The organism is Thiohalocapsa halophila (assembly GCF_016583825.1).
Lineage (GTDB): Bacteria > Pseudomonadota > Gammaproteobacteria > Chromatiales > Chromatiaceae > Thiohalocapsa > Thiohalocapsa halophila.
Map to the genome: position 1 here is coordinate 1 of NZ_NRRV01000073.1, position 25,548 is coordinate 25,548.

The following is a 25,548-nucleotide window of genomic DNA, read 5'->3' on the forward strand; positions in this document are numbered from 1 at the left end:
GGTTGGGGTTGGGGCCGTGCTCATGCCTCGCCCTCCGGCTGGTCGGCGACCTCGGCGCAGACGGCCCTGGCCTCCCGGGTGATGTCGATGCCCGTCGGGCACCAGGCGATGCAGCGCCCGCAGCCGACGCAGCCGGAGCGCCCGTATTGGTCGTGCCAGCCGCCGAGCTTGTGGGTGAGCCATTGGCGGTAGCGCGTGCGGGTGTCCGGCCGCAGCAGCCGCCCGTGGACATAACTGTGCTCGGCGGAGAAGCAGCTGTCCCACAGGCGCACGCGCGCGGCCTCGCTGCCGTCGATGGCCGGCTGCTCGCGCTCGGTGGAGCAAAAGCAGGTGGGGCAGACGGCGACGCAGTTGCCGCAGGCGAGGCAGCGGGCGGCGACGTCGTCCCACTCGGGGTGATCCAGATTCGCGAACAGCGCATCGCGCAGGTTGTGCCCCGGCAGACTGCGGCGCTGGCTCTGGCGGGCGTGCTCGATCTCGGCCTCCCCCAGGTGCAGCTCGGCGGCGCTCGGCGCGCGCAGGGGCAGGGCGTCGCAGAGCGCGCGGCCGGCCTCGCTGCCGGCGCGCACCAGAAAGCCTGTATCCAGCTCTGTCAGCGCCAGATCGGCGCCGCCGGTGACCGCCGGGCCGTCGCCGGTGGAGACGCAGAAGCAGGTGTCAGCGGGATGCCCGCAGTCCACCCCCACCAGCAGCAGGTCGCGGCGGCGGCCGCAGTAGCCGGGGTCGGCGAGCGCGCCTGCGAAATGGGCATCCTGGAGGGCGAGTGCCGCGAGGTCGCAGGCGCGCAGCCCGATGACGGCGCGGCGCTGCGACGGCGGCTGCTCCGCCGCGAACCTGAGTCCGCCGGCCGCGTCCCGTGTCACCCGCCACAGCGTCTCCTGCGGCGCGAACAGCAGGGGCTTCAGCGCCTGCGGGCCATTGGCCCAGGCGAAGCAGCGGGCGTGGGCGTAGTGCTCCAGGCGGTAGCGCCCCGGCGCCTGGTGGGCACCGATGCCCACCGGCAGGGCCGCGGCGTCGCGCAGGTCGTCGTAGACGATGGCGCCGTCGCGCACCTGCGGGCCGATGCAGCGATAGCCGAGATCGCCGATGCGGTCGAAGAGTGTCTGGAGGCGTTCCCGGGGCAGGAACCGCGTGGCTGTCACGGCGGAGCTCCCATGCTGACGGCGGCGGCCGGTGCGCGTGCGTGTTTGGTGGGCTCCGTGGTGCGCATGGCGTCCGACCTCGGGGGGCGTGGCCTGAAGCCGGCGCACCTCGCAGCCCTGTCGTCGACTCCAGCAAGGCTTGTACCACCAGGGCGGCCTTGCTATGACTTGCCAGGTATCGCCCGGCTCGCGCCCCTTGGGCGGTGTCCTGGGAGCGCAGGCTTCCAGCTGGCTCGCCGATCGCCGCGCTCGACGCACCGAAATCGCCGGCTTCCAGCCGGCGCAGGGCGTACTCGGCTCGCTGCCGCGCAGACCGTGTCAGGGCGTCGACCTCTGCACGTCGGTCTTGCTCGGATCCATGGATCGCGCGGGGCCAGGGTTTCACCGCATTCGCGGCGCTGGCAGAGCATTGCGCTTGCCAACGCCCATGGTGGGTCTTTTGCCCCCGCGAATGGGGCATAAGACACACCCCGAAAAACAAGGATGTGATCCCTGTGGCAGAAGCCGGATCGCGGAATGCAAGGCCAGTCCGACGGGTGGCGAGTCTTCAGGGATGAGTGATCACCCCTCGGCCGCGATACCGCATCCGGGCAGGCGCCGATTCGACGGCCTCGCGCGCTGGCTGGCGCGGGCTAGGGGCTTCCCGTCCTGGTGCATCTCTTGCGTTGGTCACCGAGGGATTCCGCGGTGATGCAGATGCCAAGGAATCCCTCCTACCGACGGCTGCTCTGCGAGCACCGCGCAAAGCGGCCACCGGTGCACATCCCAATTCGACGAGTCGAGACGGAGGAAACACGTGGCCAAGAGCAAAGGCACCCCCGAGCAACAACCGCAGGCCGAGGCGACCCCGCAGGCCACTGCCGACGCGGTCCAGGCAACCGCGGCCGAGAGCCCGTCGGCCTCCGCCGATCCGCAACAGGACGCCATCGCACGCTTGGCCTACCAGAAGGCCGAGCAGCGCGGCTTCGAGCCGGGCCACGAGATGGACGATTGGCTCGACGCCGAGCGCGAGGTCGCATCCGCCCAGGGCGGCTAACAGCTGCGTTGCAGCTACCGGACGACTTGCGTCGCTGAAAGTCGCGGGGCATCCTGCCCCGCCCCGGCAACTTGAGGTGGACCCCATGGGATCGGCGTTTGCCTAGATCGTCCTCGCGCACGCCGGCGCCTCGGTGCCGGCCAATCATTGCATGCTCGCGGTCGACGAGATCGACGGCCGCCTGCGTGTGCGTTGGCAAGCCTGCCCCCCTATTGCCGATCAGGTATTGCCGATCAGCATGAATCCCGCCGCCGACAGAACACACGATGACGACTGAGCACGCCGACCGCGCAAGGATGCCGCTCGTCGGTATCGGTGCCTCCGCCGGGGGCCTTCAGGCACTCAAGCGGTTCTTCGAGACCGTCCCGGATGACTTGGGCGCAGCCTACGTGGTGGTGGTGCATCTGGCGCCCGACCACGACAGCGAGCTGGACGCGATTCTCGCGCACCATACCAAGATGCCCGTCGTGCAGGTGGGCGACCATCGGCAAGAGCCGCTGCGTCCCGATTGCGTCTATGTGATCGCACCGGATCGCAAGCTCGAGATCACCGATACCGCGGTGGGCGCCTCGCCCTTCGAGCAGCCGCGCGGCCAGCGTGCCGCCATCGATCTCTTCTTTCGCTCCTTGGCTGCGGCGCCCGGCAGGATTTTCGCTGTGGTGCTGTCCGGGGGCGGCTCGGACGGTGCAGCCGGCGCCGAGCAAGTCAAAGAAGCGGGTGGGCTGGTGCTGGTGCAGGATACTGCTCAAGCCTTGCACGAGAGCATGCCCGGCTCGGTGATCGCCCGCGGTGCCGCCGATGTCGTGCTGCCGGTGGCCGAGCTCGCGCAACGCCTCGCCCGGCTGATCCGCGACGGCGATGCGGTGGCACCCCTGGCGACGGTAGCAGACCCATGAGCCGCAGGTGGAGCAGGCACAGGCGGCCGCCCTGGCGCGCGTGCTGGATCTGCTGCGGCGCCGCACCGGGCACGATTTCTCCAAATACAAGCGCACCACGGTACTGCGGCGGCTGCTGCGTCGGATTCAGCTGCATCATCTGCATTCCATTGCCGACTACCTGGACTATCTGCAGGAGCACGCCGAGGAAGTACAGCACCTCCTCGACGACTTCCTCATCACCGTGACCAGCTTCTTTCGCGACCCGGACGCCTGGCAGGCACTGCAAGAGCGGGTCATCGGCCCGCTGGTGGAGGATGCCGACCCAGACGAGCCCATCCGCTGCTGGGTGGCCGGCTGTGCCAGCGGCGAGGAGGCCTACACGCTCGCGATGCTGATTGCCGAGGAAATCGAGCGCCGAAAGGTCGATCGCGAATTCACGATCTTTGCGTCCGACGTCGATGAGCGCGCCCTCGCGGTCGCCCGCCAAGGCCGCTATCCGCTGTCCATCGGCGCCGACCTGTCGGACGCACGGCTGAAGCGCTGGCTCGAGCGCGTGGACCAGCATTACATCGTTGTGCGGGAGCTGCGCGATCATCTGGTCTTCGCCCACCACAGCGTGCAGCGCGATCCGCCCTTCTCGCAGCTGGACCTGGTGAGCTGTCGCAATCTGCTCATCTATCTCGATCACGAGCTTCAGGACCAGTTGATGGGCATCTTCCGGTATGCCTGCCGCGACGGCGGCTATCTGTTTCTCGGCACCTCCGAGACCGCCGGCACGGCCTATTTTCGCTCCATCGACAAGAAGCACTGCATCTATCAAACCGTCGACAACGCCGATGTGCGCCGGCGCTTGTTGCCGGACCTGCCGGTGGGGTCGCCCGGGCCGCCCCCGGCACGGGCAGCCACGCCAACGCCGCCTGCACGCAACCTCGCCGCGGAGGCCCACCAAGCGGCGCTGGAGGCTTATGCCCCACCCAGTATCTTGGTGGACAGCAACTGGGAGACCTTGCATCTCTCGGAGCTGGCCGGCCGCTATCTACAGCCCCGCGGGGGGCCGGCGAGCCAGGCGATCGTGGAATTGGTGCGCCCGGAGCTGCGCGGCGAGCTGACGGTGGCCCTGCGCCACGCATTCGAGAGCAAAGAGCAGTGGCTATCCGCCTTCGTGCCGGTGCGCTTCAACGGCACACCACGCCGCGTCGGAGTCTTGGTGGCGCCCAACGCCGGCGCGCAGGAGCGGCCCGAGCGGGCGCTGGTGACCTTTCTGGAGGCGGGCGAGCTCGGCGCAGCCGACGACGCGGAGCAGCAGAGCCAGCCCGGCAACGACCGGGAGCGGCTCCTGCTGGAGAAGCTGCACCAGGCAGAGCGGCACATCGAGCATCTGCAAAGCGAGCACAACGGCACCGAAGAGGATCTGCGCGCCGCCAACGAGGAGCTGCAAAGCCTCAACGAGGAGTATCGCTCCACCACCGAAGAGCTGGAGACGAGCAAGGAAGAGCTACAGAGCATCAACGAGGAGCTGCAAACGGTCAATCTGCAGCTCAAGACCAAGCTGGAGGAGGTCTCCCGGGCGCACGACGATCTCGAGAACCTGATGGCCGCGACGGACATCGCCACCCTGTTTCTCGACCGCAGCCTTTGTATCAAGCGCTTCACGCCGGCGCTGGCGGCGATCTTCAAGGTCAAGTCCCACGACCAAGGGCGGTCCATCGGCGATATCACCCATTGCCTGGAGTACGACCAGCTCGAGCAGGACGCGCAGCAGGTCCTCTCCGGCCTGGTTCCCATCGAGCACCAGGTCCACGCCACCGATGGACGTTGCTTCATCATCCGATTGCGGCCGTACCGCACCGCCGAGGACAAGATCGACGGCGTTGTCCTCACGCTGGTGGACATCACCGGACTCAAGCGCGCCGAAGCGGTGCTGAGCGAGAGCGAAGAGCGCTTCCGGGCGCTCGTGGCCGCCTCCGCCCAGATCGTCTGGACCACCGACGCCGAGGGCAAGGTGCAGGAGGACGCCCCCTCTTGGCGGGCTTACACGGGCCAGAGCCTCGAGCAATTCCTGTCTGACGGTTGGCTCGATGCCGTCCACCCTGACGACCGGTCCGCGGTGGAGGACCAGTGGCGCCATGCCGTGGCAAGCACCATCCCGCTCGACACCGAATACCGGCTCTATCACGGCCCGACTGGCGGCTATCGCTGGACCAGCGTCCGTGCCGTACCGCTCTTGCACGGTGACGGCAGCGTGCGCGGTTGGGTCGCCATGAACATCGATGTGACCGAGCGCAAGGAGGCCGAAATGGCGCTGCGCCAGGCGGATCAGCACAAGGACGAGTTCCTGGCCATGCTGAGCCACGAGCTGCGCAACCCGCTCGCGGCCATCTGCAATTCGATCGAGCTGCTCAAGGACAGCGCGGAGACGGACACCGGTCTCGCCACCGAAGCCATCGTCGAGCGTGTCATCCCTCTCCTGGATCGTCAGAGCCGCCACATGGCGCGTCTCGTGAACGACCTCCTGGATGTCACCCGGATCGCCCGCAACAAGCTGGAGCTGCGCCGCCAGCCCACCGATGTCTGCCGATGTGTCCGGGAGGCAGTCGAGACCGTGCAGCCACAACTGGATGCGGCTGGGCTGGAGCTGAGGTTGCAGCTCCCGGAGCAGCCGCTGCGGGTGAATGCCGACCCCGACCGCCTGTTGCAGGTGGTGGATAACCTGTTGCGGAACGCAATCGGCTATACCGACCCCGGCGGGCAGATCACGTTGGCGGCCGTGCAGGAGGGCGAGCAAACGGTGATTCGGGTGCGGGATACGGGCATCGGCATCGCGCCCGAGGAGCTCGGGCTGTTGTTTCAGGCCTTCCAGCAGACCGCCAAAGGCCGCGACACCAGCGGTCTGGGGCTCGGGCTCGCCCTCGTGAAGCAGCTGGTCGAGCTACATGGCGGGGTGGTCACAGCAGCCAGTGCCGGGCCCGGCCAGGGCAGCGAGTTCGTGGTGCGCCTACCCATGGTGCCCGAGGATCATGCTGATGCGGCCGCGGCGCAGCCCGCCGCGAGTCCAGGCGACCCGCCACGGCGCTTGCTGGTGGTCGAAGACAATGTCGATCTGGCCGAGACGACGCGCATGCTGCTGGAAGGGATCGGCCATGTCGTGGAGACCGCATACGACGGACCCGCCGCACTCGAGGGGGTGCAGCGCTTCCAGCCGGCCGTGGTCCTGCTCGACCTCGGACTCCCGGGCATGGACGGCGTCGAGGTGGCGCGGCGAATCCGACAAATCCAGGGCGGCGAAGGGCCCCGCCTGGTCGCTCTGACCGGACGCCACCAGGACGACACCGATCGGCGGGAGCTGGCAGCGGTATTCGACGACCACCTCACCAAGCCAGTGAATCTGGCGACGCTGCAGCAGACACTGGCTCGGGTGGGCATCCGCTGCTAAGCGGTATCGCAGAGACGCCGTGCGGGAGCCGGTCGAGCGCGCGGGGCGATGCTTCTCTAGGCAGACTACGCGGAGGAGACTACGCGGGAGACGACGGGGCAGAAACCCGGTGACGGTTCCGCAGCGGCTTCCGGCCGTGGACTTGTGGAGAGGTTCATATGCTCAGACAACCTGGACAGCCATTGGCGCGCAGCGGCGCTCCGCTCGATGGCGTCAGGGCTCGATGCACCATCCGGCGCAGTCCGCAAGGCCCGGACTGGCCTTCCGTGACAATGCCCGAGCTAGACCTGCCGGGGGGGACTGCCGTTCCGCCGGGGGGCGACGCGGCCCAATGCGTTGCTGCGGCGGGGCAGTCGGTGTCGTCATCCGGTCTGCCCGGGGGCGGCGGGGGCGGTCAGTCCAGCGTCCTGGTGGCCGACGACAACGACGACGTGGTCCAGGCGCTGACCATGCTGCTGGAGATCTCGGGCTTTGATGTCATCAAGGCCTATGACGGGCTTGAGGCGGTGGCCGCCGCCGAGCGCGAGCAGCCGGACATCGTGCTGCTGGACATCGGCATGCCGGGGCTCGACGGGCATGCCGCCTGCCGCCGCATTCGCGCGCTGCCCCAAGGCGGGCGCCTGCGCATCATCGCGCTGTCCGGCTGGGGACAGGACAGCGACGCCCGCCGCTCCACCGAGGCCGGATTCGACGGCCATCTCGTCAAGCCCGTGGAGTCCGCCGAGCTGCTGCGGGCGCTCCACGGCGCCTGAGGCTCCGTGGGAGCGGCCTCCGGCCGCGACAGGTTGCTCCGGCTGCGTGATCGCGGCGAGACGCCGCTCCCACGCCCGTCACGCTCGTTCCCGGGCTCTGCCCGGGAATGCGGCCGCGAGGCTCTGCCTCGCCTGACCCGCTCGGGAGGCAGAGCCTCCGGGCCTTGCTCCCGGGCGGAGCTAGGGAGCCTGTGGGAGCGGCCTCTGGCCGCGACACGACACTCGGGCGGGGTGAGTCGCGAGACGTCGCTCCCACAGCACTCCGAGGCAACAACGCGGCGGCAGGGCCGTCACGCCATGGCGCTTTCCAGATCGGCCATGGCCACGGGCTTGACCAAGTGGCGGTCGATACCCGCCTGGCGGGAGCGCTCGCGGTCGGCGGCGCGGCCGAAGCCCGTCACGGCGATCACGCGCACCTGCGACAGCCCCGCGATGCGGCGCAGCCGGCGGGCGACCTCGTAGCCGTCTACACCGGGCAGGCCGATGTCCAGCAGCACCACTTGGGGCGGGTCATCCTGCGCCTTGCGCAGACCGTCGGTGCCGTCATGCACGACGGACACCCGGTTGCCGCGCGCTTCGAGCAATTGTTGCAGCCCCACGGCGAAATCCTGGTTGTCTTCGATGAGCAGGATATGCCGCGGCTCCCCGCCCCGGGCCGCCGGCTGGCGGGTCTCGCCGGCATCAGCGTCGGGAGCAGCGTCGGAATCAGGGCCGGCGAGCCCAGCTGTCGCCGGCCCTGTCGCCGGCTCTCTCACCGGCCGGGCTGCGGCGGCCGCATCCCCTGTATCCGCCTCGGCGAGCGGCAGGGTCACGATGAACTCGCTGCCGCAGCCCGGCCCGGCGCTGTGGGCGGCGATGGTGCCGGCGTGCATCTTCACCAGGCTGGTGGCCAGGGTCAGGCCGATGCCGAGACCGGCCTGCGGGCGGCCTTCGCTGCGGTCCTGATAAAAGGGCTCGAAGATGTGCGCCAACGCCTCCTCGCTCAGCCCGGCGCCGTCGTCGCGGACCGACACCCGCGCCAGGCCGTCGCCGGTGTCCAGCCGCAGCCAGATGTGCCCGCCCTCGGGCGTGTAGCGGTTCGCATTGGTCAAGAGGTTCGCGAACACCTGGCGCAGGCGCATGGGATCGGCGAGCAGCGGCAGCGTTGGGCCTTCCGGATCCAGGTCCAGGTCCAGGCACTGATCGCGTACCTTGAGCTTGTCGTCCACCTGATCGACGGCATCGAGCAGCACTTGCCGCAAATCGATGCGCTCGCGCTCCAGCGAGAGCTTGCGGCGGTTGATGCGCGACATGTCCGAGAGGTCGTCGAGCAGCCGCTTCATCTGCCGCGCCTGGGTGCCGAGGACGTTGCGGCAATACACCGCCCGCTCGCTGTCCGGCGGGACGGTCTCCAGCACATCCGTGGAGATCAGCACGGCCGCCAGGGGGTTGCGCAGCTCGTGGCCGAGCATGGCCAGGAACTCGTCGCGCTGCTTGATGGCCTCGGCGCGCTCGGCGAGCAGGTCGCGGATGCGATATTGCTGCCGGCGCTCGCGCAGCGCCAGGCGCAGGGTGCCGATGAAGGTCGCCATGCGCACGGGCCGCTCCAACAGCGTGACCCGCCCATAGGCGTCATAGTCTTCGAGGACGCCGAGGCGGTGCCCGGCCTGCTTCCCGGCCAGGACGACAATGGGCATCGCCGACCACGCCGGCTGCTCGGCGAGGTGCTCGCGGATACAGTCGCCGGCCTGGCCGTGCAACGATTCCTCGGCGATGACCAGCACGGCGGCCGGCCGCGCCAGGGCGCAGCAGAGGTCGGCGTGGCCTAGGCAGATCTCGCTCTGGAATCCGGCCTCGTCCAAGAAGCGGCGGCACAGCGCGGCGTCGTCGGGGGTCGGGGTCAGCACCAGGATGCGCTCGGGCATGGCCGCGATCTCCCGAACGCCGTCAGAGCAGCGGTTGGCTTTTGCCGACGTACTCCGGAACGCCGCTCAGGATGCCCCGGAACTCCGACAGCGGCTCGCCGACGACGATGCCGGTGCTGCCGATGCGGAACTCGCGGATGGCGCGCTCATGGTCGCCGTAGCGCTTCTTGATCACCGAGAGGGCGTAGCGGAAGCTGCCATAGGCCTCGAAGTAGCGCTGGGCGATGACCGCATCGGTGATGTAGGACAGGTCCACGGCCAGACCTTCCTGGCGGGTCAGCGGGCTCGGCTGGGCCAAGGTGACCAGTGTCAGCACGCCGTGCTTGCCGAGCCAAGTGAGCAGGCCGTGGATGTGCAGGCTCATGAAGTGCTCGTCGGGCATCGCCTGGAGATAACCGTTCAGACTGTCGAGACCGATGATGCGGGTGCCGCGCTCGCTGACCTCCAGCGCCAGCTCCTGGGCGAGCTCTCCCGGCGACAGCTCGGCCGGGTCGACTTGTCGCAGCAGCAACAGCTCCGAGGCCAACGCCTGATCCAGGTCCATGCCTTGGCTCTGGGCGCGGAGCTTCAGGGTCTCGATGGACTCATCGAACAAGTAGAGGACCGCCCGCTCGCCGCGGGCGGCGGCCGCCAGCGCATAGGTGCACACGAGGGTGGATTTGCCGCAGCCGGGCGGACCGATGATGCCGAGACTGGTGCCGCGCTGCACGCCGCCGCCGAGCAGGGTATCCAGCGCGTCGACGCCGCTTGCGATCTGCCCGGGCTCGCTGCCGCCGGCGACCGTGCTGCTATCCAGACGCGGGAAGACTTGCAGGCCGCCGCTGAGGATGCGCAGGTCGTGGTAGCCGCCGCGGTAGGTCTGGCCGCGCAGCTTCGGCAGCCAGAGCCGGCGCCGGGGCGGCCCGTAGTCGCCGATACGCTGCTCCAGCTGGATCACGCCCCAGGCGAGGCTGCGCGGGTGCAGCTCAGCGCTGCCGGTGAGCTCGTCGGTGACCAGCATGGTCGTGCCAAGCGCTTGCGCCTTGCTGCGGAAGCGCTCGACATGGCGGCGGAACTCACCGCCCTGCATGCTGAGCGCACGCAGTGCGGCCAGGGTGTCTAGAACCAGGCGTTGGGGCTTGATGGCGTCCATTTCCGCCAGCAACGCCTCCACGCGATCACCGAGCTCTACTTCCGAGAGCTCGAACAGGGCCGTCGAGTGCACGCTGCCCGCGGCTGCCAGGTCACGCATCTCGAGGCCGGTGAGGTCCCAGCCGTGGGACTCGGCGATGCTGTGAAGCTCACCGACGCTCTCGGCCAAGGAGACGAAGAGCACGGACTCTCCTTGGTGCAGGCCTTCGCGCGCGAATTGCAGCCCGAGTGTGGTCTTGCCTGTGCCGGCCGTGCCTTCGACGAAGTACAGGTGGCCGGGTCGCAGCCCGCCGCCGAGGATGTCGTCCAGACCTGGGATGCCGGATGGGATCAATGTCAACGCTGGGGACATGGCACTTTCCGGTGTTGCTCGTAAATCGGCGGCGAGCCCCGTGTCGTTGGCACGCTCGGTGTTGGTCCATGATAGCCAGCACCCAGCTGCCAGCGAAAGGCCCCTATGCCGGGTTGCGCATCTGGTTCTACACTCGGTCGGCAGATTGCAGCCAATCCCTCCACGACTGCGGGCGTTCCCAAGCCGAGTGCCGCGACAAGACATGCTCGGCACATGGACTCAGGTACAAGATGCCGGGAGGCGGCGACCGGGCTCAGCCAGTGGCAGTGTGCTCGGTGCCAACGCGGATAGGAGCAGTCAAGCCGCATCCGGCTCGGCGATGCGCGCCAAGGCCGCGTCCACTTCCGCGAAGATGAAGGGCTTCAGGATCACCGTGTCCGCGCCGATCGCGGCCAAGCGCGGTGAGACCTCCTCCAGCAGCTCCGGAAAGCCCGTGATGATGATGGGTCGGGGCATGCGGCCCCGGGCGTGCAGGTCCTCCAGCACGTCGATGCCATAGATGTCGGGCATCAGAAAATCGATGACGATGGCATCGAAGTCCCGATTCTTGCAGAAGATGCTGGCGAGTCGGCCCTCATAGGCGGGTACGGCTTCATGGCCGGCGGCGGCGAGATGATCGGCGAGGATGGTGGCGAGGATGTGATTGTCTTCGGCGACGAGGATTCTCATGGGTCACTTCGATCGGCGGTTAGGGGCTGCGACGCAGAAGGTCGCGGGCATTGACAGAAGTCGCGTGTCGATTCGGCATTGGCCGAGACGGGATCGGCAACGCGGAGGGCGTACAAGCGGCGTAGGGCGTACAAGCGCAGCGCAGTCCACCCCTGCACCACGGCGCTTGCATTGAGCTTCTCTCCCGGGCACGGCCAGTGCTGCTCCCACGGGCCCGGACATCGGTCTGGATTTTCGCTGAGATGCATTCAGCGTAGAGCCGGGCATCCCGGCGGGGTATACAGCCATCTAACCGAAAACGAACAAGCTTTTCCCCTACCCATTCTTAGGGGCCAGATGCGTCGCATGGCCTAGAAACCGCTCGGCGCTCTCGCCGAGGGTCTCGGCCAGCGTTGGATGCGGATGGACGGCCAGCGCCAGATCCTCGGCCACTGCGCCCATCTCCACGGCCAGCATGGCCTCCGCCACCAGCTGCTCGGCGTGGCGGCCGACGGCGCCGAAGCCGAGCACCCGGCCGGTGTCCGGCGCCAGCACCAGCTTGGTCAGCCCGTCGGCGGCGCCCAGCGTCAAGGCGCGCCCGGATGCGCGCCACGGGAAGCGGCTGATGCGCACCTCGACCCCCTGCGCCTCGGCCTCGGTCTCGGTGAGCCCGCACCAAGCCACCTGCGGATCCGTGTAGACCACGGCGGGTACGGCGCGCGGGTCGAAGGCCGCCGCCTGTCCGGCGATGACCGCCGCTGCCACCTTGCCTTCGGCCATGGCCTCGTGGGCGAGCTGCCGGCCGCCGGCGACATCGCCGACGGCGAAGATCTGCTTGGCACTGGTGCGCCGCTTCGCATCGACGCGAATGTGCCCGGCGTCGTCGGTCTCCACACCGGCCGCATCCAGGCCCAGCTCATCGCTGTTCGGGCGCCGGCCGACGGCGACCATGACGCGGTCGAAGGTCGCGGCTTCGCTGCCGTCCGGACCGCTGAGGGAGACCCGGACCGTATCGCTGTCTTCTTCGGCGGACTCGATGCGGGTCTCAAGCCGAATGGACTCGAACAGGCGCTCCAGGTGCGCGTGCAGGGGGTCGATGAGGTCCGCATCGGCCCCCGGCAGCAGCCGGTCCGCCATCTCGATGAGGGTCACCCGGCTGCCGGCGGCGGCGTAGACGCTGCCGAGCTCCAGCCCCACATAGCCGCCGCCCACCACCAGCAGCCGCTCCGGCAAGTCCGCCAGCGCCAGCGCGCCGGTGGAGTCCATGATGCGGCCCTCGGCGCGCGGCTCGATGCCGGGCAGCGCCATCGGCCGTGAGCCGGTGGCGATAATGGCGTGCTCGAAGTCGATGCTGGAGGTGTCGGCGTCCGAAAGCAGCAGCCGCTTGGGTCCGGCGAAGTGGCCGCGCCCGCGGATACGCCGGATACCGCGCTGCTCGCAGAGCTCGGCGAGCCCGTCGGCGAGCTGCTCGACCACGCCGTCGGTCCAGTTGCGCACCCTTTCGAGGTCCCAGACCGGCGGGTCCTGTTCCAGCCCGAGGTCCAGGCCCATCTGCTCGGCCTCGGCGGCCATGGCGCCGACCTCGGCCAGGTGGAGCAGGGCCTTGGACGGGATGCAGCCGCGCAGCAGGCAGACGCCGCCCATGCGGGCCTCGGGGCTCACCAGGGTTACGTCCAGCCCCAGATCCGCGGCGCGAAAGGCCGCGGCATAGCCGCCGGGTCCGTCGCCGAGCACCAGAAGCTGCGTCTCCACGGGCAGATCACCCATTACCATGTCCAGGCTCCAAGAATCTGGGAGGCGCCAGCGGAATCGACCCCGATCCTCGTTTTGGCTGCTTCTCCAACGGCCGTTCGCCGTCGGTTGGGCTGAGCGTGTCGGTCGTGCCGACGCCGGGAGGCCGCACAATCCGGCGGGTGCAGCCCGCGCGGTGTCGGGCTTCGTGCCTCAGCCCGATCTGCGGCGGATCGCTCTGTTGTGCGGTTGGTCAGCATCAGACCGCCAGCAGTAGGGACTCGGGGTCCTGCAGGCTGCCGCGCATGCGGTTGACGAACTGCGCCGCCTCGGCGCCGTCGTTCAGCCGGTGGTCGAAGGCCAGGCACAGCGGCAGCAGCAGCCGGGCGTAGACGGCGGGGGTATCCAGGTCGCCGGTGGCGACGGGCGTGAGCTCTGCCCGACCCAGGCCCAGGATGGCCGCCTCCGGGTGGCGGATGATGGGCGTGAACAGGCGCCCGCCGATGCCGCCGACATTGGTGACGGTGAAGCTGCCGCCCTGCATCTCCTCGCGTGTGAGCTCGCCGTCGCGGGCGCGCCGGCTCAGCTCGGTGAGCTCCACCGCCAGCTCGCGCACGGACTTGCGGTCTACGTTGCGCACCACGGGCACCAGCAGGCCCTGCTCGGTGGCCACAGCGACGCCGATGTGGCAGTAGTGCTTGAGCACGACGGTCTCGCCGTCGGCATCCAAACTGGCGTTGAAGCGCGGCATGGCCCGCAGCGCCGCGGCGGCGGCCTTGAGCACCAGCACCGTCAGCGTGAGCTTGCCGCCGGCGGCCTCGACCTCCTCGGCATTGTCTCGGCGGAAGTGCTCCAGCGCGGTGACATCGGCGCGGTCGTGATGCATGACGTGCGGGATTTCGGCCCAGGCGCGCGCCATCTCCCAGGCGGTCGCCCGGCGCACCGAGCGCAGCGGGACCCGCTCCACCTCGCCCCAGCGGGAGAAGTCCGGCGGCTCGTAGGCCGGGACGGGGCGGCGCTGTGGGGCCGGCTTGCGCTCGCCGGCGGGCTGCTCGGCCTGCGCTGCTTCGTCGCGCTCGGCGCTCTGCGGCTCGGGCTCGGTCTCCTCGCTTTCGGCGGCGGCGCGCACGTCGCTGTCGAGCACGCGCCCGCCGGGGCCCGTGCCGTCGATGGTCTCCAGAGCGACGCCGAGCTCGCGCGCGAGCCGGCGCGTGGAGGGTGCCGCCGGCACCGGGCCCTTGCGGCGGCGCTTGCGGTCTTGCTCGGTTGCCTTGTCCCCTGTTGACGCGCCGTCCCGATCGCCTGTCTCTTCGGTGCCGGGGGCATCGTCTTCCGCGCCGCCGGTTGACTTGCCGTGATCGTCGCCCGCGTCGCCCGCGTCATCGCCGGCGAGCGTCAGCAGCAGATCTCCCACCTGAATCCGGTCGCCGACTTCGACGGCAATGTCTTCCACGCGCCCGCCATGGGGCGCCGGCAGCTCCGTGGTGGCCTTGTCCGTCTCCACCGCCAGCACGCTGTCGCCTTCCTCGACACTGCTCCCGGCATCGACCATGATCTCGACCACCTCGGCCTCGTGGATGCCTTCGCCGGGGTCCGTGAAGCGCATCTCGCGGCTCATGCGCCGGTCCTCCCTTGGCTGACGCCCTGGATCGGCTCAGGCATGGCTCAGCACCTCCCGCGCGCCGGTGACGATGCGCTCGACGTCCGGCAGGTAATCGCCCTCGCGGGCGAAGTAGGGCACCTGCACGTCATAGCCGGTGACGCGCACCACCGGCGCCTCCAAATACCAAAAGGACTTCTCCACCAGCCGGGCGATGATCTCCGCGCCGGGCCCGAAGCTGCGCTGGGCCTCGTGCACGATGACCACCCGGCCGGTGCGCCGGGCGGAGGCGCTGAAGCGCCGGTCGTCCAGCGGCGAGATACTGAGCAGGTCGATGACTTCCGACTCGACGCCGTCTTCGGCGGCGAGCTGCTCGGCGGCCTCCAGGGTGGGCCGCAGCATGGCGCCGTAGGCCACCAGGGTCAGGTCGTCGCCGTCGCGCCGGGTTTGGGACTCGCCGATGGCGATGGTCTCGGGCTCCTCCGGCACGGGCTCGCGGAAGGCGCGGTAGAGGCGCTTGGGCTCCATGAACATCACCGGGTCCGGGTCGCGGATGGCGCTCAGCAGCAGCGCCCGGGCATTGCGCGGACCCGACGGTATGACCACCTTGAGCCCCGGCGTGTGGGCGAAGAAGGCCTCCTTGCTCTCCGAGTGGTGCTCCAGCGCCCGCACGCCGCCGCCGTAGGGCATACGCACCACCATGGGCACCGGGAAGCGCCCACGCGAGCGCCAGCGCAGCCGTGCCGCATGCGCCTCCAGCTGGTGCATGGCGAGATAGCTGAAGCCGGAGAACTGCACCTCGCAGACGGGCTTCAGGCCGTGGGCCGCCATGCCGACGGACACGCCGACGATGGCCGCCTCGGCGAGCGGTGTGTCCATGACGCGGGCCTCGCCGTATTTGTCGAGCAGCCCCTCGGTGACGCGGAAGACGCCGCCGTCGACACCCACGTCCTCGCCGAGGACGACAATGGCGTCGTCCCGCTCCATCTCCTGGGTCAGCGCCAGGTTGAGCGCCTCGGCCATGGTGCGCTCGGGGCCGCCGTTCGCGTTGTGCTCCGCCATGGCTCAGCCCTCCTGCCCGCCGTCGCGCCGCAGCCCGTCGCGCTGCTCGCGGAGATACTCCGGCAGCTCCGCATAGTGGTGCTCGAACATGGTCTCGGGGCCGTCCAGGCGCTCCATTTCGGCCTGGGTCTCGGACCAGGCGTCGTCGATCTCGCCCTTCAGGGTGTCTTCCAGCGCGTCGATGTCCTCATCGGACAGCAGCCCGCGCGACTGCAAATGGCGCTGCAAGCGCGGGATCGGGTCGCGGCGGCGCCACGCCTCCACCTCCTCGTCGCTGCGGTACTTGGAGGGGTCGTCGGCGGTGGTGTGCACCGACAGCCGATAGGTGACGCACTCGATCATGGTGGGGCCGTCGCCGTCGCGGGCGCGCTCGGCCGCCTCGCGGGTGGCGGCGAGCACTGCGAGCACGTCGTTGCCGTCCACTTGGACGCCGGGCACGCCGTAGGCGAGGCCCTTCTGCGCCAGGGTGCGGGACTGGGTCTGCTCGTCGCGGGGCGTCGAGATAGCCCACTGGTTGTTCTGGCACAAAAAAATCACCGGCGCCGTAAAGACGCCGGCGAAGTTCAGGGCCTCATGGAAATCGCCTTCAGACGTTGCCCCGTCGCCGAAGAAGGTGATGGCCACCGCGCCGGTGTCCCGGTAGCGCGCGGCGTAAGCCAGGCCCACCGCATGCGGAATCTGGGTGGCGACGGGAATGGCGATGGGCAGATCGTGGGCGCCGTCCGGCACCGCGCCGCCCTCGTTGTAGCCGGCGTTGTAGAGCAGGATCTGCGTCAGCGGGGTGCCGCGCCAAATGGCCGCCGCGAATTCCCGGAAGGAGGGCACGAACCAGTCATCGTCCGTCAGCGCCGCCATGGCACCCACCTGCGCCGCCTCCTGGCCGGAGACGGGCGCGAAGGTGCCGATGCGGCCCTGGCGCTGGAGCTCGAGCATGCGCTCGTCGAAGCGGCGGGCCAGCAGCATGGCCCGGTGCATGTGCGTGAGCAGGTCGTCTGAGACCTCCGGGGCCACGTCCTCATCGAAGCCGCCGTCCTCATCGAGCACGGACAGTCGCGGCACCTGGTAGCGCAGATCGATCTGCTCCCTTGGCATGCTCCCCTCGATTGGTTGGCTGGCGGGCCTCTATCCAACGCTTAAAGCAGAGATCGTGCCAAGGCCAGCGACGCCACCGCATCACGAGCGCGGGATGGCTTACCCCTGAACGCCGTCGCCTAATGATGACCCGCGTGGCGACCTGTCGCCGCCCGACGGCGAGGGGTTGGAGCCGATGGTTGTAATCCACCCGCTGGCGGGGGTTTTCGTCCAGCGGGAGCGCCGCACCGCGCAACCTGGTTCCCAGGCTCTGCCTGGGAACCCGGCCCGGAGGCTCTGCCTCCCGAGAGCACGCATGCGAGGCAGAGCCTCGCGGCCGCATTCCCGGGCAGAGCCCGAGAACGAGGGGCGCCTGGGTCAGCTGTAAATCGCGAAGGGCTTGATGGACACCACCCAGATCTCTTCCGCCGCGTCTTCTTCGCCGACGGTCTGCTTCTCCCAGTTCAGCGGTGTGCCCATGACGTAGGCGGTGATGGTGGACTCCATGGCGTACTGATCGCGCCAGCTCTCGGCGATGCGCTCGGCCTTGACGTTGACCTCTACCCGCAGGGTCTCCGGGAAGGCGAAGGTGGCGGGGCAGAGCAGGGACAGACGCACGACCTCGGGCTTGGGATGGTCGATGCTGAAGGCGGCGTGGATGACCGCCCGCCCGCCCGAGCGCAGCCGGTCCATCTGCTCGCCGGTCTCTTCGCGGGCGATGCGCTGGCGGGTGCGGCGGATGGCGGCCTCCGGCGCCAGGGCCGAGGGGTACTTGGTCTTGAGCCAGCGCAGGACGCGGTCGAACTGCACCAGGGCCTCCGGCTTGCGGTGCTCGAATTCCAGATCCAGCACGGCCTCGTGCTTGGCGATGATGCGGCGTTGATAGGCCAGGAACATGGCCTCCGGCGCCGGCTCGTCGCTCGCCTTGGGCTCGGCGGCGGTCGCCTCCGCCGGGGCCGTTTCGGTGCCCGTTGCGCCGGTGCCCGCCGGCGGCTCCATCCAGGGCTCGTCCATGGGATGCGCGGCGGCGTCCGACGCCGGGCCGCCTGCGGCGACCTCTTGGCGGTAGACCTCGCGCACCGCGGCGGCATCCAGGTAATGGAAGGCGGCGGACTGCATGGTCGCGAGCCGCTCGCGCTTGGCCTGGACCGCATCGTCGATGGGCGGCAGGTTGGCCTCGTTCGCCCAGTCGGGCTCGTTGACCACCTGCACGGCGACATAGGTGTCGCCGTCCATGACGTAGACCTCGCAGGGCAGCTGCTCGGGCTGGGGTATGCCGATCTCCACGTACCGCGGTGCGCCGCGGAAGGAGCCTTGCCGCTTGTAGACCCGATCTGGAAGCTGTGAGGGTGTGAGGGACTGCGTTAACACCGTGGTCTCCCGGTTATGCTCTGGACTGCCGCGCCACCGGCTCGGCGTTGGTGGTGGGGGGGAGGGGTCAAGGGATTTGGCGCCGAGATGCGAGCGAGGGGGTGTCGCGCCGCTGGAGGCGGGGCCTGCGCCGCCTGTGGGCGTCCTGGCGAGGACACACTGGGCTGTATGGCTAGCGCCGTGGGTCGCCGCGTGTTGGGGACTGCTGTGCGTCATGGTCCGTGCGCAACGATGCAATGGCCTCCCGACTGCGCGACGATCTTCGCCACCGGACGCTACGCAGGGCCCTGTCTGCTGTCAAGTAAACCCATGAAACCGGACTGGTATTGAAACCGCACGCCGATCCTGAGGCAGCCATGGCGAGTGATCCCGACCACCCCGACCCCGACGCGCCGGCGCCGGCGCCGGCGCCCCGGCAGCTGGATCTTTTCTCTGACAGCCCCAGCGTCATGCTCGAAGAGACGTTGCGTGAGGAGGTGCTGGCGCGGCGCTTCGCCGCCGCCCGGGAGGCCGTGGACAAGCTCCAGCGTCACGATCCGGAGCATGCGCGGATCGGTGATTGGCGGTGCCTGATCGACCGATTGGACCGGGCGTCCCAGGCCGTCGGCGCAGAGCCCTGCGGGACGGATGCGGCGGTGCTGCTGCGGGACATCGACGCCATGAATCCCACCGCCGCCTCGCTGCTCGGCCCCCGGGCGCAGGACTGCCTCGCGCTGCTCTGGGATGCGCTGGCGCACGCCGCAGACGGCCTGGCCTTCGACCCGGCCGAGCCCCGGCTGCACGCGAGCTTCGCCCTGGCGCAGCTCGGGCGCTGGCAGCAGGCGCGGGCCGCGATCGAGGCCGAGCCCGGCTGGCGGGACGAGCCCGGTCTGCTGGCGCCCTATGCCCGCGCCTGTGAGCGAAGCGGTGACACCGGCGCGGCCCGCGGCGCTCTGCTCGCAGCCTGCTGGTCCCATCCGCGGGCGGCCGAGCGCATTCTCTCCGCCGGCGACTGTCCGGACGGCCGGCTCGCCGCGCATTGGAGCGTCTTCTGCGATCTGGACCTCGACGCCGAGGCGGATGCGGCCTCGGCCCTCGCGACCGAGGACTTCCCGGCCTGGTGTCTGCTCGTGGACCCGGCCCTGGCGGCGGACGCCCCAGCGGATATAGACGCAGCGGACGCGGATCGAGCTGCGGCCTACCGCGCGGCCCAGGCACTCGCAAGCGCACCGGATGACCTCGACCAACGCCGCGCCCTGGGCGCCGCCCAGCCCGCGCTGCTGAGGATCTTTCTGCAACGGCGCCGCGGGGCGGGCTGAGGCCGATCAATCTCGCTCATCTCGTGACACCGCTCCTGTGCCGTCACGAGATGGGCCGGTCTCAAGACTCCAGTATTAATGCGTTAGTCACCGTGCGTTCCCTGCGGTCAGCGTACTATCTGGCGCTAACGTATACTCGTTACATGCTGACAGTCGCGGAAACGCCGGCTTTCGCCAAGCTCTGGCCGGATTACTGGTCGGCGGACGAACATGGCGATTTCTGTGCATGGATCGCTGCGAATCCGCTGGCTGGAGACGTGGTTCCAGGCACCGGAGGCGTACGCAAAGTGCGTTGGACGAGGTCGGCCAGCGGCAAGCGCGGCGGCGTCCGCGTCGTTTACTACAATCGAGTCGCTGAGGGGCGTATCTGGCTGCTTCTTATATACGCCAAGAGTGCCCAGGATAACCTTCCAGCCCACGTCCTGAAGGCTGCAAAAGAGATGCTCCATCATGCCGAAGACTGAACAGGAATTGCTGGACCGCGATGCCGAGCGCGACATCGGAGCCGAGCTGCTCGAATCCATCGGTCAAATGACCGCCGGCGAGGCAGCGGCCGTGCACAGTCCGGTCGCCATCGCCCGCCATCGGGTCCAGATGTCGCAAAGCCAGTTCGCGCAGCTGCTCGGCGTCTCCGTCCGCGTCTTGCAGGAATGGGAGCAGAGCGCATGCGAGCCGAGCGGCGCCGCCCGGTCGCTGATTCGCGTCGCCCAGGAGCGGCCCGAAGTGCTGCGGGAGCTGTTTCTGGACGCGGTGGCGTAAGGCGCCGACCAAAGCCGGTCATTACGCCGCGCGGCATTGTGGGAGCGGCCTCTGGCCGCGACGGCTTCCAGAGCGCGAGCCGCCATCGTCGCGGCAAGGATGCCGCTCCTACATGCCAAAGCCGCTGTGGGAGCGGCCTCTGGCCGCGATGACTTCCAGAGCGCAAGCAGGCATCGTCGCGGCAAGGATGCCGCTCCCACATGCCGGAGCCGCTGTGGGAGCGGCCTCTGGCCGCGAAGTCTTCCAGAGCGCGAGCAGGCATCGTCGCGGCAAGGATGCCGCTCCCACATGCCGGAGCCGCTGTGGGAGCGGCCTCTGGCCGCGAAGTTTCCAGAGCGCAAGCAGGCATCGTCGCGGCAAGGATGCCGCTCCCACATGCCGAAGCGCCGTGGGAGCGGCCTCTGGCCGCGACGGCTTCCAGAGCGCGAGCCGCCATCGTCGCGGCAAGGATGCCGCTCCCACATGCCAAAGCCGCCGTGGGAGCGGCCTCTGGCCGCGACGACTTCCAGAGCGCGAGCAGCCATCGTCGCGGCAAGGATGCCGCTCCCACATGCCGAAGCGCCGTGGGAGCGGCCTCTGGCCGCGACGACTTCCAGAGCGCCAGCAGCCAGAGTCGCGGCAAGGATGCCGCTCCCACATGCCGAAGCGCTGTGGGAGCGGCCTCTGGCCGCGACGACTTCCAGAGCGCCAGCAGGCATCGTCGCGGCAAGGATGCCGCTCCCACATGCCGGAGCGCCGTGGGAGCGGCCTCTGGCCGCGACGACTTCCAGAGCGCGAGCAGCCATCGTCGCGGCAAGGATGCCGCTCCCACGGGCGCTTCGATAGCCCGTGGCAACCGGGGCGAAAGCCGCGCCTCAGGCCGGCTCCGTCGCCGCCGGGCGCAGCATGCCGCTGATGACCAGCTCGATGGCCTGGTCCGGGGTCAGACCATGGGCCATCAGGGTCTCCAGCTGGGTCTGGTCGACGGTGCCGATGGCGGCCTCGTGGGTGACCTGGGCCTTTGGGTCGCCGACGCGCACCACCGGTACGGATTCGCCCTGCGCCTGGTCCTTGACGATCTCGGTGCAGTCCATGTGGCCGCGGGCGTCGGCGGCGTTGCCCTCGGTGGTGCTGCGGACCACGGCCTGCGCCCGGTCGGTGAGCGCGACCCGGGTCTTGACCAGGCCGCGGGCGCCGATGCCGTTGAGCCGGATGTGGTCATTGAGCTCGATGCGGTCTTCGGCGCGCCCGCGCACGCGCACAGCGAGCTCCGCCAGGCCCTGCTCGGCGACGTCGACGCGGTAGTCGCTGCGCAGCCGCCCGACGCGGCCCTGAAGCAGGCTGAAGTCCGAGAACAGACGCGCGCCCGGGCCGACACTGATCCGCGCCCGGGGCGTGACCACAATGCCGCCGGCGGCGCCATGGACATGTCCTTCTTCGATGCTGAGCTGGGCATCGCGGCGCACCTGTATGCGCGCGCGCATCCGGTGGCTGGCATGGCGGGTGCGGGCGAACAGGCAATGGGCCAGGAAGCGCACCGACGCGCCCTCGCCGATGTCCACGTCGAGCCGCACCCGCTGCGCGCCGAACGGGTTGGAGAGGCCGAAGCAGAGGTGCACGGGGTTGGCGATCTGCGCGCCCGGCTGCACCCGGACGTCGACGGCGATGCCGAGCAGGCGCCGGCGTACTTGCACCTCGACCCCCGGCACGTCATGCACGGACAACGCCCGGTGTGCGTCCACCAGCAGGTGTGCGGTGTCGGCGTCCTGGAGCGCGGCGTCTGTGACGCCCACCCGATCCAGCGCAGACTGGAGTCGGGCCAGGGCGGACCCGTCAGGCGGGCTGCGTGTCATGGGTCAGCTCCCCGTCGCAGTAGACGCAGTGATGCTCGCGATACTGGGCCGCTACGTGCTGCGGACTGCCCGAGACGATGATCCGGCCGCCGCACATCTGCGACGCCCGATCGGCAATGCGGCCCATCTCCTCGCGGTGGCTGATGAGCAGCACCGCGGTGCCCGCATCGCGCAGCTCGCGCACCACTCGCACGATCTCATCGAGGGAGCGCAGGTCGATGCCGGCCGCGGGCTCGTCGAGCAGCGCCAGGCGCGGCGCGAGCGCGATCACCGCAGCCAGCTCCACGCGCTTGCGCTCGCCGCCGGAGAGGGTCTTGTCGAGCATCCGGCCGAGGTAGCGCCAGGGCGCGAGCCCGACCCGGCGCAGGCGCTCGGCGGGGTCGGCTTCCGGGTGTCCGAGGGTCAGGAATTCGCGCACCGGCACGCCCTCGAAGCGCGCCGGCTCCTGCCAGGCCATGGTGATGCCGAGCCGCGCGCGCTCGTGCAGCGGCAGTGTGTCGATGCGCTGCCCCACGAAGCGGATCTCGCCGCGGTCCGGCGCATAGCCGTCGCAGCCCATGACGCTCTTGGCGAGACTGGTCTTGCCGCAGCCGTTGCCGCCGAGCAGGGCATGGATCTCGCCGGCGCCCACGGCGAGGCTGATGTCGTCCAGCAGGCGGCGCCCGGCGCGCTCGAGCCGCAGACCGCGGATTTGGAGCAGGGGATCGGTCATGGGTCACCCATCAGCTACGGGCGGCTGCGTCCTGTGCGCTGTGCGCTGTGGGAGCGGCCTCTGGCCGCGATGACTTCCAGGGCACCGGCAGCGTGTCGCGGCAGGGATGCCGCTCCCACGGACACGCGTGAGCCTGCCGAAGTCGTGCAAATACGCATCAGGCCGCCGACGGCTTGAAGCGCCCGAGCAGCTTGGCATTGATGGCCACGATGACCGTGGACAGGGACATCAGCGCGGCGCCCACAGCCGGGCTCAGCACGACGCCGACGCCGTAGGCGACCCCCGCCGCCAGCGGGATGGCGACGGCGTTGTAGCCGGTGGCCCAGAACAGGTTCTGGATCATCTTGGCGTAGGTGGCGCGGGAGAGCTCGATGACATCGGCGACGTTGCGCGGGTCGGACTCCACCAGCACGATGTCGGCGGACTCCACGGCAACATCGGTGCCGGCGCCGATGGCGATGCCGAGGTCCGACTGCACCAGCGCCGGGGCATCGTTGACCCCGTCGCCGACCATGGCCACGGTGCGCCCGCCGCGCTGGACTTCCTGGATGCGCTCGGCCTTCTCGTTGGGCAGCACCTCGGCGAAGTAGTCGCTCAGGCCCAGCTCGCCGGCGACGGCCTTGGCCACGGCCTCGGCATCGCCGGTGAGCATGATGCAGTCGATGCCCATCGTCTGGAGCCGCTCGATGGCCTCGCGGGATTCGTCCCGGACCATGTCCGCCAGCGCGATGGCGCCCAGCGGGCGCTGGTCCGCGAGCACATAGACCAGGGTGTTGCCGCCCTCGCGCAGCGAGGCCACCGCATCACCGTCCACCGGGATCTCCTGCTCGCGCAGATAGCCCGGGCTCACGACGCGTATGGTGCGCTCCTCGATTCGGGCCTTGGCGCCGCGGCCGGAGAGGTTCTCGAACTCGGCGGCGTCCGGGATCTGGATGCCCTTCTCCTTGGCCGCCGCGACGATGCCCTGCGCGATGGGGTGCTCGGAGTGGGACTCCAGCCCGGCGGCGAGGCGCAGCAGCTCGTCCTCGGCCAGGCTGCCGAAGCTCGCGACCCCTTTCACCCCGAAGCGCCCGGCGGTGAGGGTGCCGGTCTTGTCGAAGACGATGGCGTCGAGCTTGCGAGCACGCTCGAAGCCGGCGCGGTCGCGGATCAGCAGGCCGCGGCCGGCGGCGAGGCTGGTGCTCACGGCCACTACCAGCGGTACGGCGAGGCCCAGCGCATGCGGGCAGGTGATCACCATCACCGTGACCATGCGCTCCAGCGCGAAGTCGAAGGCCCGGCCGAGACCGAGCCAGGCCGCCAGCGTGAGGCCGCCGGCGGTGAGGGCGATATAGGTGAGCCAGGCGGCGGCACGGTTGGCGAGGTCCTGGGTGCGCGAGCGCGACGCCTGCGCCTGGCGCACGGTGTCGATGACCTGAGAAAGGTAGGTGTCCGCGCCGGTCTTTTGCACCTCGAGGGTGATGCTGCCCTCGCCGTTGATGGCGCCGCCGACGGCCTCGTCGCCGGCGCTCTTCTCCACTGGCCGGGATTCGCCCGTCAGCATGGACTCGTTCAGGCTGGTCTTGCCGTCGACGATGGTGCCGTCGATGGGCACCTTCTCGCCGGGGCGCACCCGCACGCGCTCGCCCTTGCGCAGCTCGCTGACGGGGACCTCTTCGGTCGCGCCGTCGTCGCCGACACGCAGCGCCCGGTCCGGGAGCATCTGCACCAGGCTCTCCAGCGCCCCGGACGCGCCCATGACGGACTTCATCTCGATCCAGTGTCCCAGGAGCATCACGTCCACCAGCGTGGCCAGCTCCCAGAAGAAGACCTTGCCCTCCAGCCCCAGCACCACCGCCGCCGAGTAGCCGTAGGCGACGGTGATCGCCAGCGCGATCAGGGTCATCATGCCCGGCGCGCCGTCGCGCAGCTCCGACACCAGCCCGGTGAGGAAGGGCCAGCCCCCGTAGAGGAACACCGCGGTGGCCAGCGCCAGCAGGACATAGTCGTCGCCCGGGAAGGCGAGGATGTCCGCCACCCCGAGGAAGGCCTGAATCAGCGGCGACAGCAGCAGGATGGGCACCGTCAGCGCCAGCGAGACCCAGAAGCGCCGCCGGAAGTGGGCGATCATGGCGCGGTGGTGTGCCTGGTGGTCCTTGGGGTGGTCCTCCGAGTGATCCCCGTACTGGTGGTTCTGGTCTTGCTGCTGGTGGTTATGGTGCTGGTCGTGCTCGCTCATCGGCTGGCCCCCGCTGCTCTGGGCCTATAGAAGCAGGCTCCGTGCCGCTGTGGCGCACCGTATGTCGCGGCAAGGATGCCGCTCCCTCATCTGAGGGCGCCCGTGGGAGCGGCCTCCGGCCGCGACGACTTCCAAAGGGCCGGCAGTTGCGCGTCGCGGCAAGGATGCCGCTCCCGCAGGGGAGGGTGACCGTGGGAGCGGCCTCTGGCCGCGATGACTTCCAGTGCGCCGCCAGCTGCGCGTCGCGGCAGGGATGCCGCTCCCACATGCCGAGGGCGACCGTGGGAGCGGCCTCTGGCCGCGATGACTTCCAGGGCGCCGGCGGCTGCACGTCGCGGCAAGGTTGCCGCTCCCACAGGCGAGGGCGGTCGATAGGGGTAGGGAAGGCTTGCGCCTCCCCTCCCTCCGAACCGTGCGTGCAGTTCTCCCGCACACGGCTCTCCAGTCGGTTGTTTCCTCATCGGGATTGGCTCGCCGGCAGGAGCAGCATGTCGGGTGATCGACTCCGGGCCAGCGCAGGGGACGCCCGCAGGCGTCGCGTGGACCCCGTTGCCAGGGCCGCCAACATCCGCTCCGTCCACACCGGCGGCTCGACCCGGCGCCACTCGCGTGGCTCGC

At 69.7% G+C, this 25,548-nt stretch carries 20 protein-coding genes; 8 read left to right on the forward strand and 12 right to left on the reverse strand.

Going from position 1 to position 25,548, the window contains the following annotated elements; all coding sequences use genetic code 11:
- Positions 1 to 20 precede the first annotated feature (20 nt).
- The gene (locus CKO31_RS21565; RefSeq protein WP_322789197.1) at positions 21 to 1,142 is read right to left on the reverse strand and encodes a 4Fe-4S dicluster domain-containing protein; all 1,122 of its coding nucleotides are present in this window, start codon (positions 1,140 to 1,142) and stop codon (positions 21 to 23) included.
- Positions 1,143 to 1,938: 796 nt separating this feature from the next.
- On the opposite strand from CKO31_RS21565, the gene CKO31_RS27540 reads away from it, so the two are divergent.
- From CKO31_RS27540 to CKO31_RS21585, 5 genes are all read left to right on the forward strand, one after another.
- A complete protein-coding gene (locus CKO31_RS27540) occupies positions 1,939 to 2,178 on the forward strand; it encodes a DUF2934 domain-containing protein (RefSeq protein WP_200241322.1) in 240 nt (79 codons plus the stop codon).
- 151 nt (positions 2,179 to 2,329) lie between these two features.
- Positions 2,330 to 2,455, forward strand: a complete 126-nt coding sequence (locus CKO31_RS27305) for a hypothetical protein (protein ID WP_274607790.1) — start codon at positions 2,330 to 2,332, stop codon at positions 2,453 to 2,455.
- On the forward strand, positions 2,445 to 3,074 hold the full coding sequence (locus tag CKO31_RS21575) for a chemotaxis protein CheB (protein ID WP_200241324.1): 630 nt from the start codon (positions 2,445 to 2,447) through the stop codon (positions 3,072 to 3,074). The genes CKO31_RS27305 and CKO31_RS21575 overlap by 11 nt, the downstream gene beginning before the upstream one ends.
- A 7-nt stretch (positions 3,075 to 3,081) precedes the next feature.
- On the forward strand, positions 3,082 to 6,489 hold the full coding sequence (locus tag CKO31_RS21580) for a CheR family methyltransferase (protein WP_200241327.1): 3,408 nt from the start codon (positions 3,082 to 3,084) through the stop codon (positions 6,487 to 6,489).
- A 272-nt stretch (positions 6,490 to 6,761) separates the two neighbouring features.
- Entirely contained in the window at positions 6,762 to 7,241 is a 480-nt protein-coding gene (locus CKO31_RS21585) for a response regulator (RefSeq protein ID WP_242475570.1), read from the forward strand.
- Positions 7,242 to 7,531: 290 nt separating this feature from the next.
- On the opposite strand, the gene CKO31_RS21590 is transcribed toward CKO31_RS21585, so the two are convergent.
- From CKO31_RS21590 to CKO31_RS21625, 8 genes are all read right to left on the reverse strand, one after another.
- A complete protein-coding gene (locus tag CKO31_RS21590) occupies positions 7,532 to 9,145 on the reverse strand; it encodes an ATP-binding protein (protein ID WP_200241331.1) in 1,614 nt (537 codons plus the stop codon).
- 22 nt (positions 9,146 to 9,167) lie between these two features.
- The gene (locus CKO31_RS21595) at positions 9,168 to 10,628 is read right to left on the reverse strand and encodes an ATPase domain-containing protein (protein WP_200241333.1); all 1,461 of its coding nucleotides are present in this window, start codon (positions 10,626 to 10,628) and stop codon (positions 9,168 to 9,170) included.
- Positions 10,629 to 10,925: 297 nt separating this feature from the next.
- On the reverse strand, positions 10,926 to 11,297 hold the full coding sequence (locus CKO31_RS21600; RefSeq protein WP_200241335.1) for a response regulator transcription factor: 372 nt from the start codon (positions 11,295 to 11,297) through the stop codon (positions 10,926 to 10,928).
- 315 nt (positions 11,298 to 11,612) lie between these two features.
- On the reverse strand, positions 11,613 to 13,043 hold the full coding sequence (gene lpdA / locus CKO31_RS21605; RefSeq protein WP_200241337.1) for a dihydrolipoyl dehydrogenase: 1,431 nt from the start codon (positions 13,041 to 13,043) through the stop codon (positions 11,613 to 11,615).
- A gap of 223 nt (positions 13,044 to 13,266) precedes the next feature.
- Positions 13,267 to 14,625: a 2-oxo acid dehydrogenase subunit E2 gene (locus CKO31_RS21610; RefSeq protein ID WP_200241339.1), complete on the reverse strand. Its 1,359-nt coding sequence runs from the start codon at positions 14,623 to 14,625 to the stop codon at positions 13,267 to 13,269.
- A gap of 36 nt (positions 14,626 to 14,661) precedes the next feature.
- Positions 14,662 to 15,669: an alpha-ketoacid dehydrogenase subunit beta gene (locus CKO31_RS21615; protein WP_200241342.1), complete on the reverse strand. Its 1,008-nt coding sequence runs from the start codon at positions 15,667 to 15,669 to the stop codon at positions 14,662 to 14,664.
- A 3-nt stretch (positions 15,670 to 15,672) separates the two neighbouring features.
- Complete coding sequence (pdhA, locus tag CKO31_RS21620; RefSeq protein WP_200241345.1) at positions 15,673 to 16,761, reverse strand: pyruvate dehydrogenase (acetyl-transferring) E1 component subunit alpha; 1,089 nt, start codon at positions 16,759 to 16,761, stop codon at positions 15,673 to 15,675.
- Between the two features lie 357 nt (positions 16,762 to 17,118).
- A complete protein-coding gene (locus tag CKO31_RS21625; RefSeq protein ID WP_200241347.1) occupies positions 17,119 to 18,027 on the reverse strand; it encodes a hypothetical protein in 909 nt (302 codons plus the stop codon).
- Positions 18,028 to 18,467: 440 nt separating this feature from the next.
- Between CKO31_RS21625 and CKO31_RS21630 the strand changes: the two genes are divergently transcribed.
- The 3 genes from CKO31_RS21630 (at position 18,468) to CKO31_RS21640 (ending at position 20,168) form a co-directional block, all read left to right on the forward strand.
- Positions 18,468 to 19,409, forward strand: coding sequence for a hypothetical protein (locus CKO31_RS21630; RefSeq protein ID WP_200241349.1), 942 nt, complete (start codon positions 18,468 to 18,470; stop codon positions 19,407 to 19,409).
- A gap of 143 nt (positions 19,410 to 19,552) precedes the next feature.
- Complete coding sequence (locus CKO31_RS21635; protein WP_200241352.1) at positions 19,553 to 19,873, forward strand: type II toxin-antitoxin system RelE/ParE family toxin; 321 nt, start codon at positions 19,553 to 19,555, stop codon at positions 19,871 to 19,873.
- On the forward strand, positions 19,860 to 20,168 hold the full coding sequence (locus tag CKO31_RS21640; RefSeq protein ID WP_200241356.1) for a helix-turn-helix domain-containing protein: 309 nt from the start codon (positions 19,860 to 19,862) through the stop codon (positions 20,166 to 20,168). Before CKO31_RS21635 ends, CKO31_RS21640 begins: the two co-directional genes overlap by 14 nt.
- A gap of 854 nt (positions 20,169 to 21,022) precedes the next feature.
- On the opposite strand, the gene CKO31_RS21645 is transcribed toward CKO31_RS21640, so the two are convergent.
- From CKO31_RS21645 to CKO31_RS21655, 3 genes are all read right to left on the reverse strand, one after another.
- The gene (locus tag CKO31_RS21645) at positions 21,023 to 22,000 is read right to left on the reverse strand and encodes a SufB/SufD family protein (protein WP_200241359.1); all 978 of its coding nucleotides are present in this window, start codon (positions 21,998 to 22,000) and stop codon (positions 21,023 to 21,025) included.
- Positions 21,981 to 22,712 carry an ATP-binding cassette domain-containing protein gene (locus tag CKO31_RS21650; RefSeq protein ID WP_200241376.1) on the reverse strand — a complete coding sequence of 244 codons (732 nt, stop codon included), beginning with the start codon at positions 22,710 to 22,712 and terminating at the stop codon, positions 21,981 to 21,983. The genes CKO31_RS21645 and CKO31_RS21650 overlap by 20 nt, the downstream gene beginning before the upstream one ends.
- A 157-nt stretch (positions 22,713 to 22,869) precedes the next feature.
- Entirely contained in the window at positions 22,870 to 24,930 is a 2,061-nt protein-coding gene (locus tag CKO31_RS21655) for a copper-translocating P-type ATPase (protein WP_200241379.1), read from the reverse strand.
- Between the last annotated feature and the right edge of the window lie 618 nt (positions 24,931 to 25,548).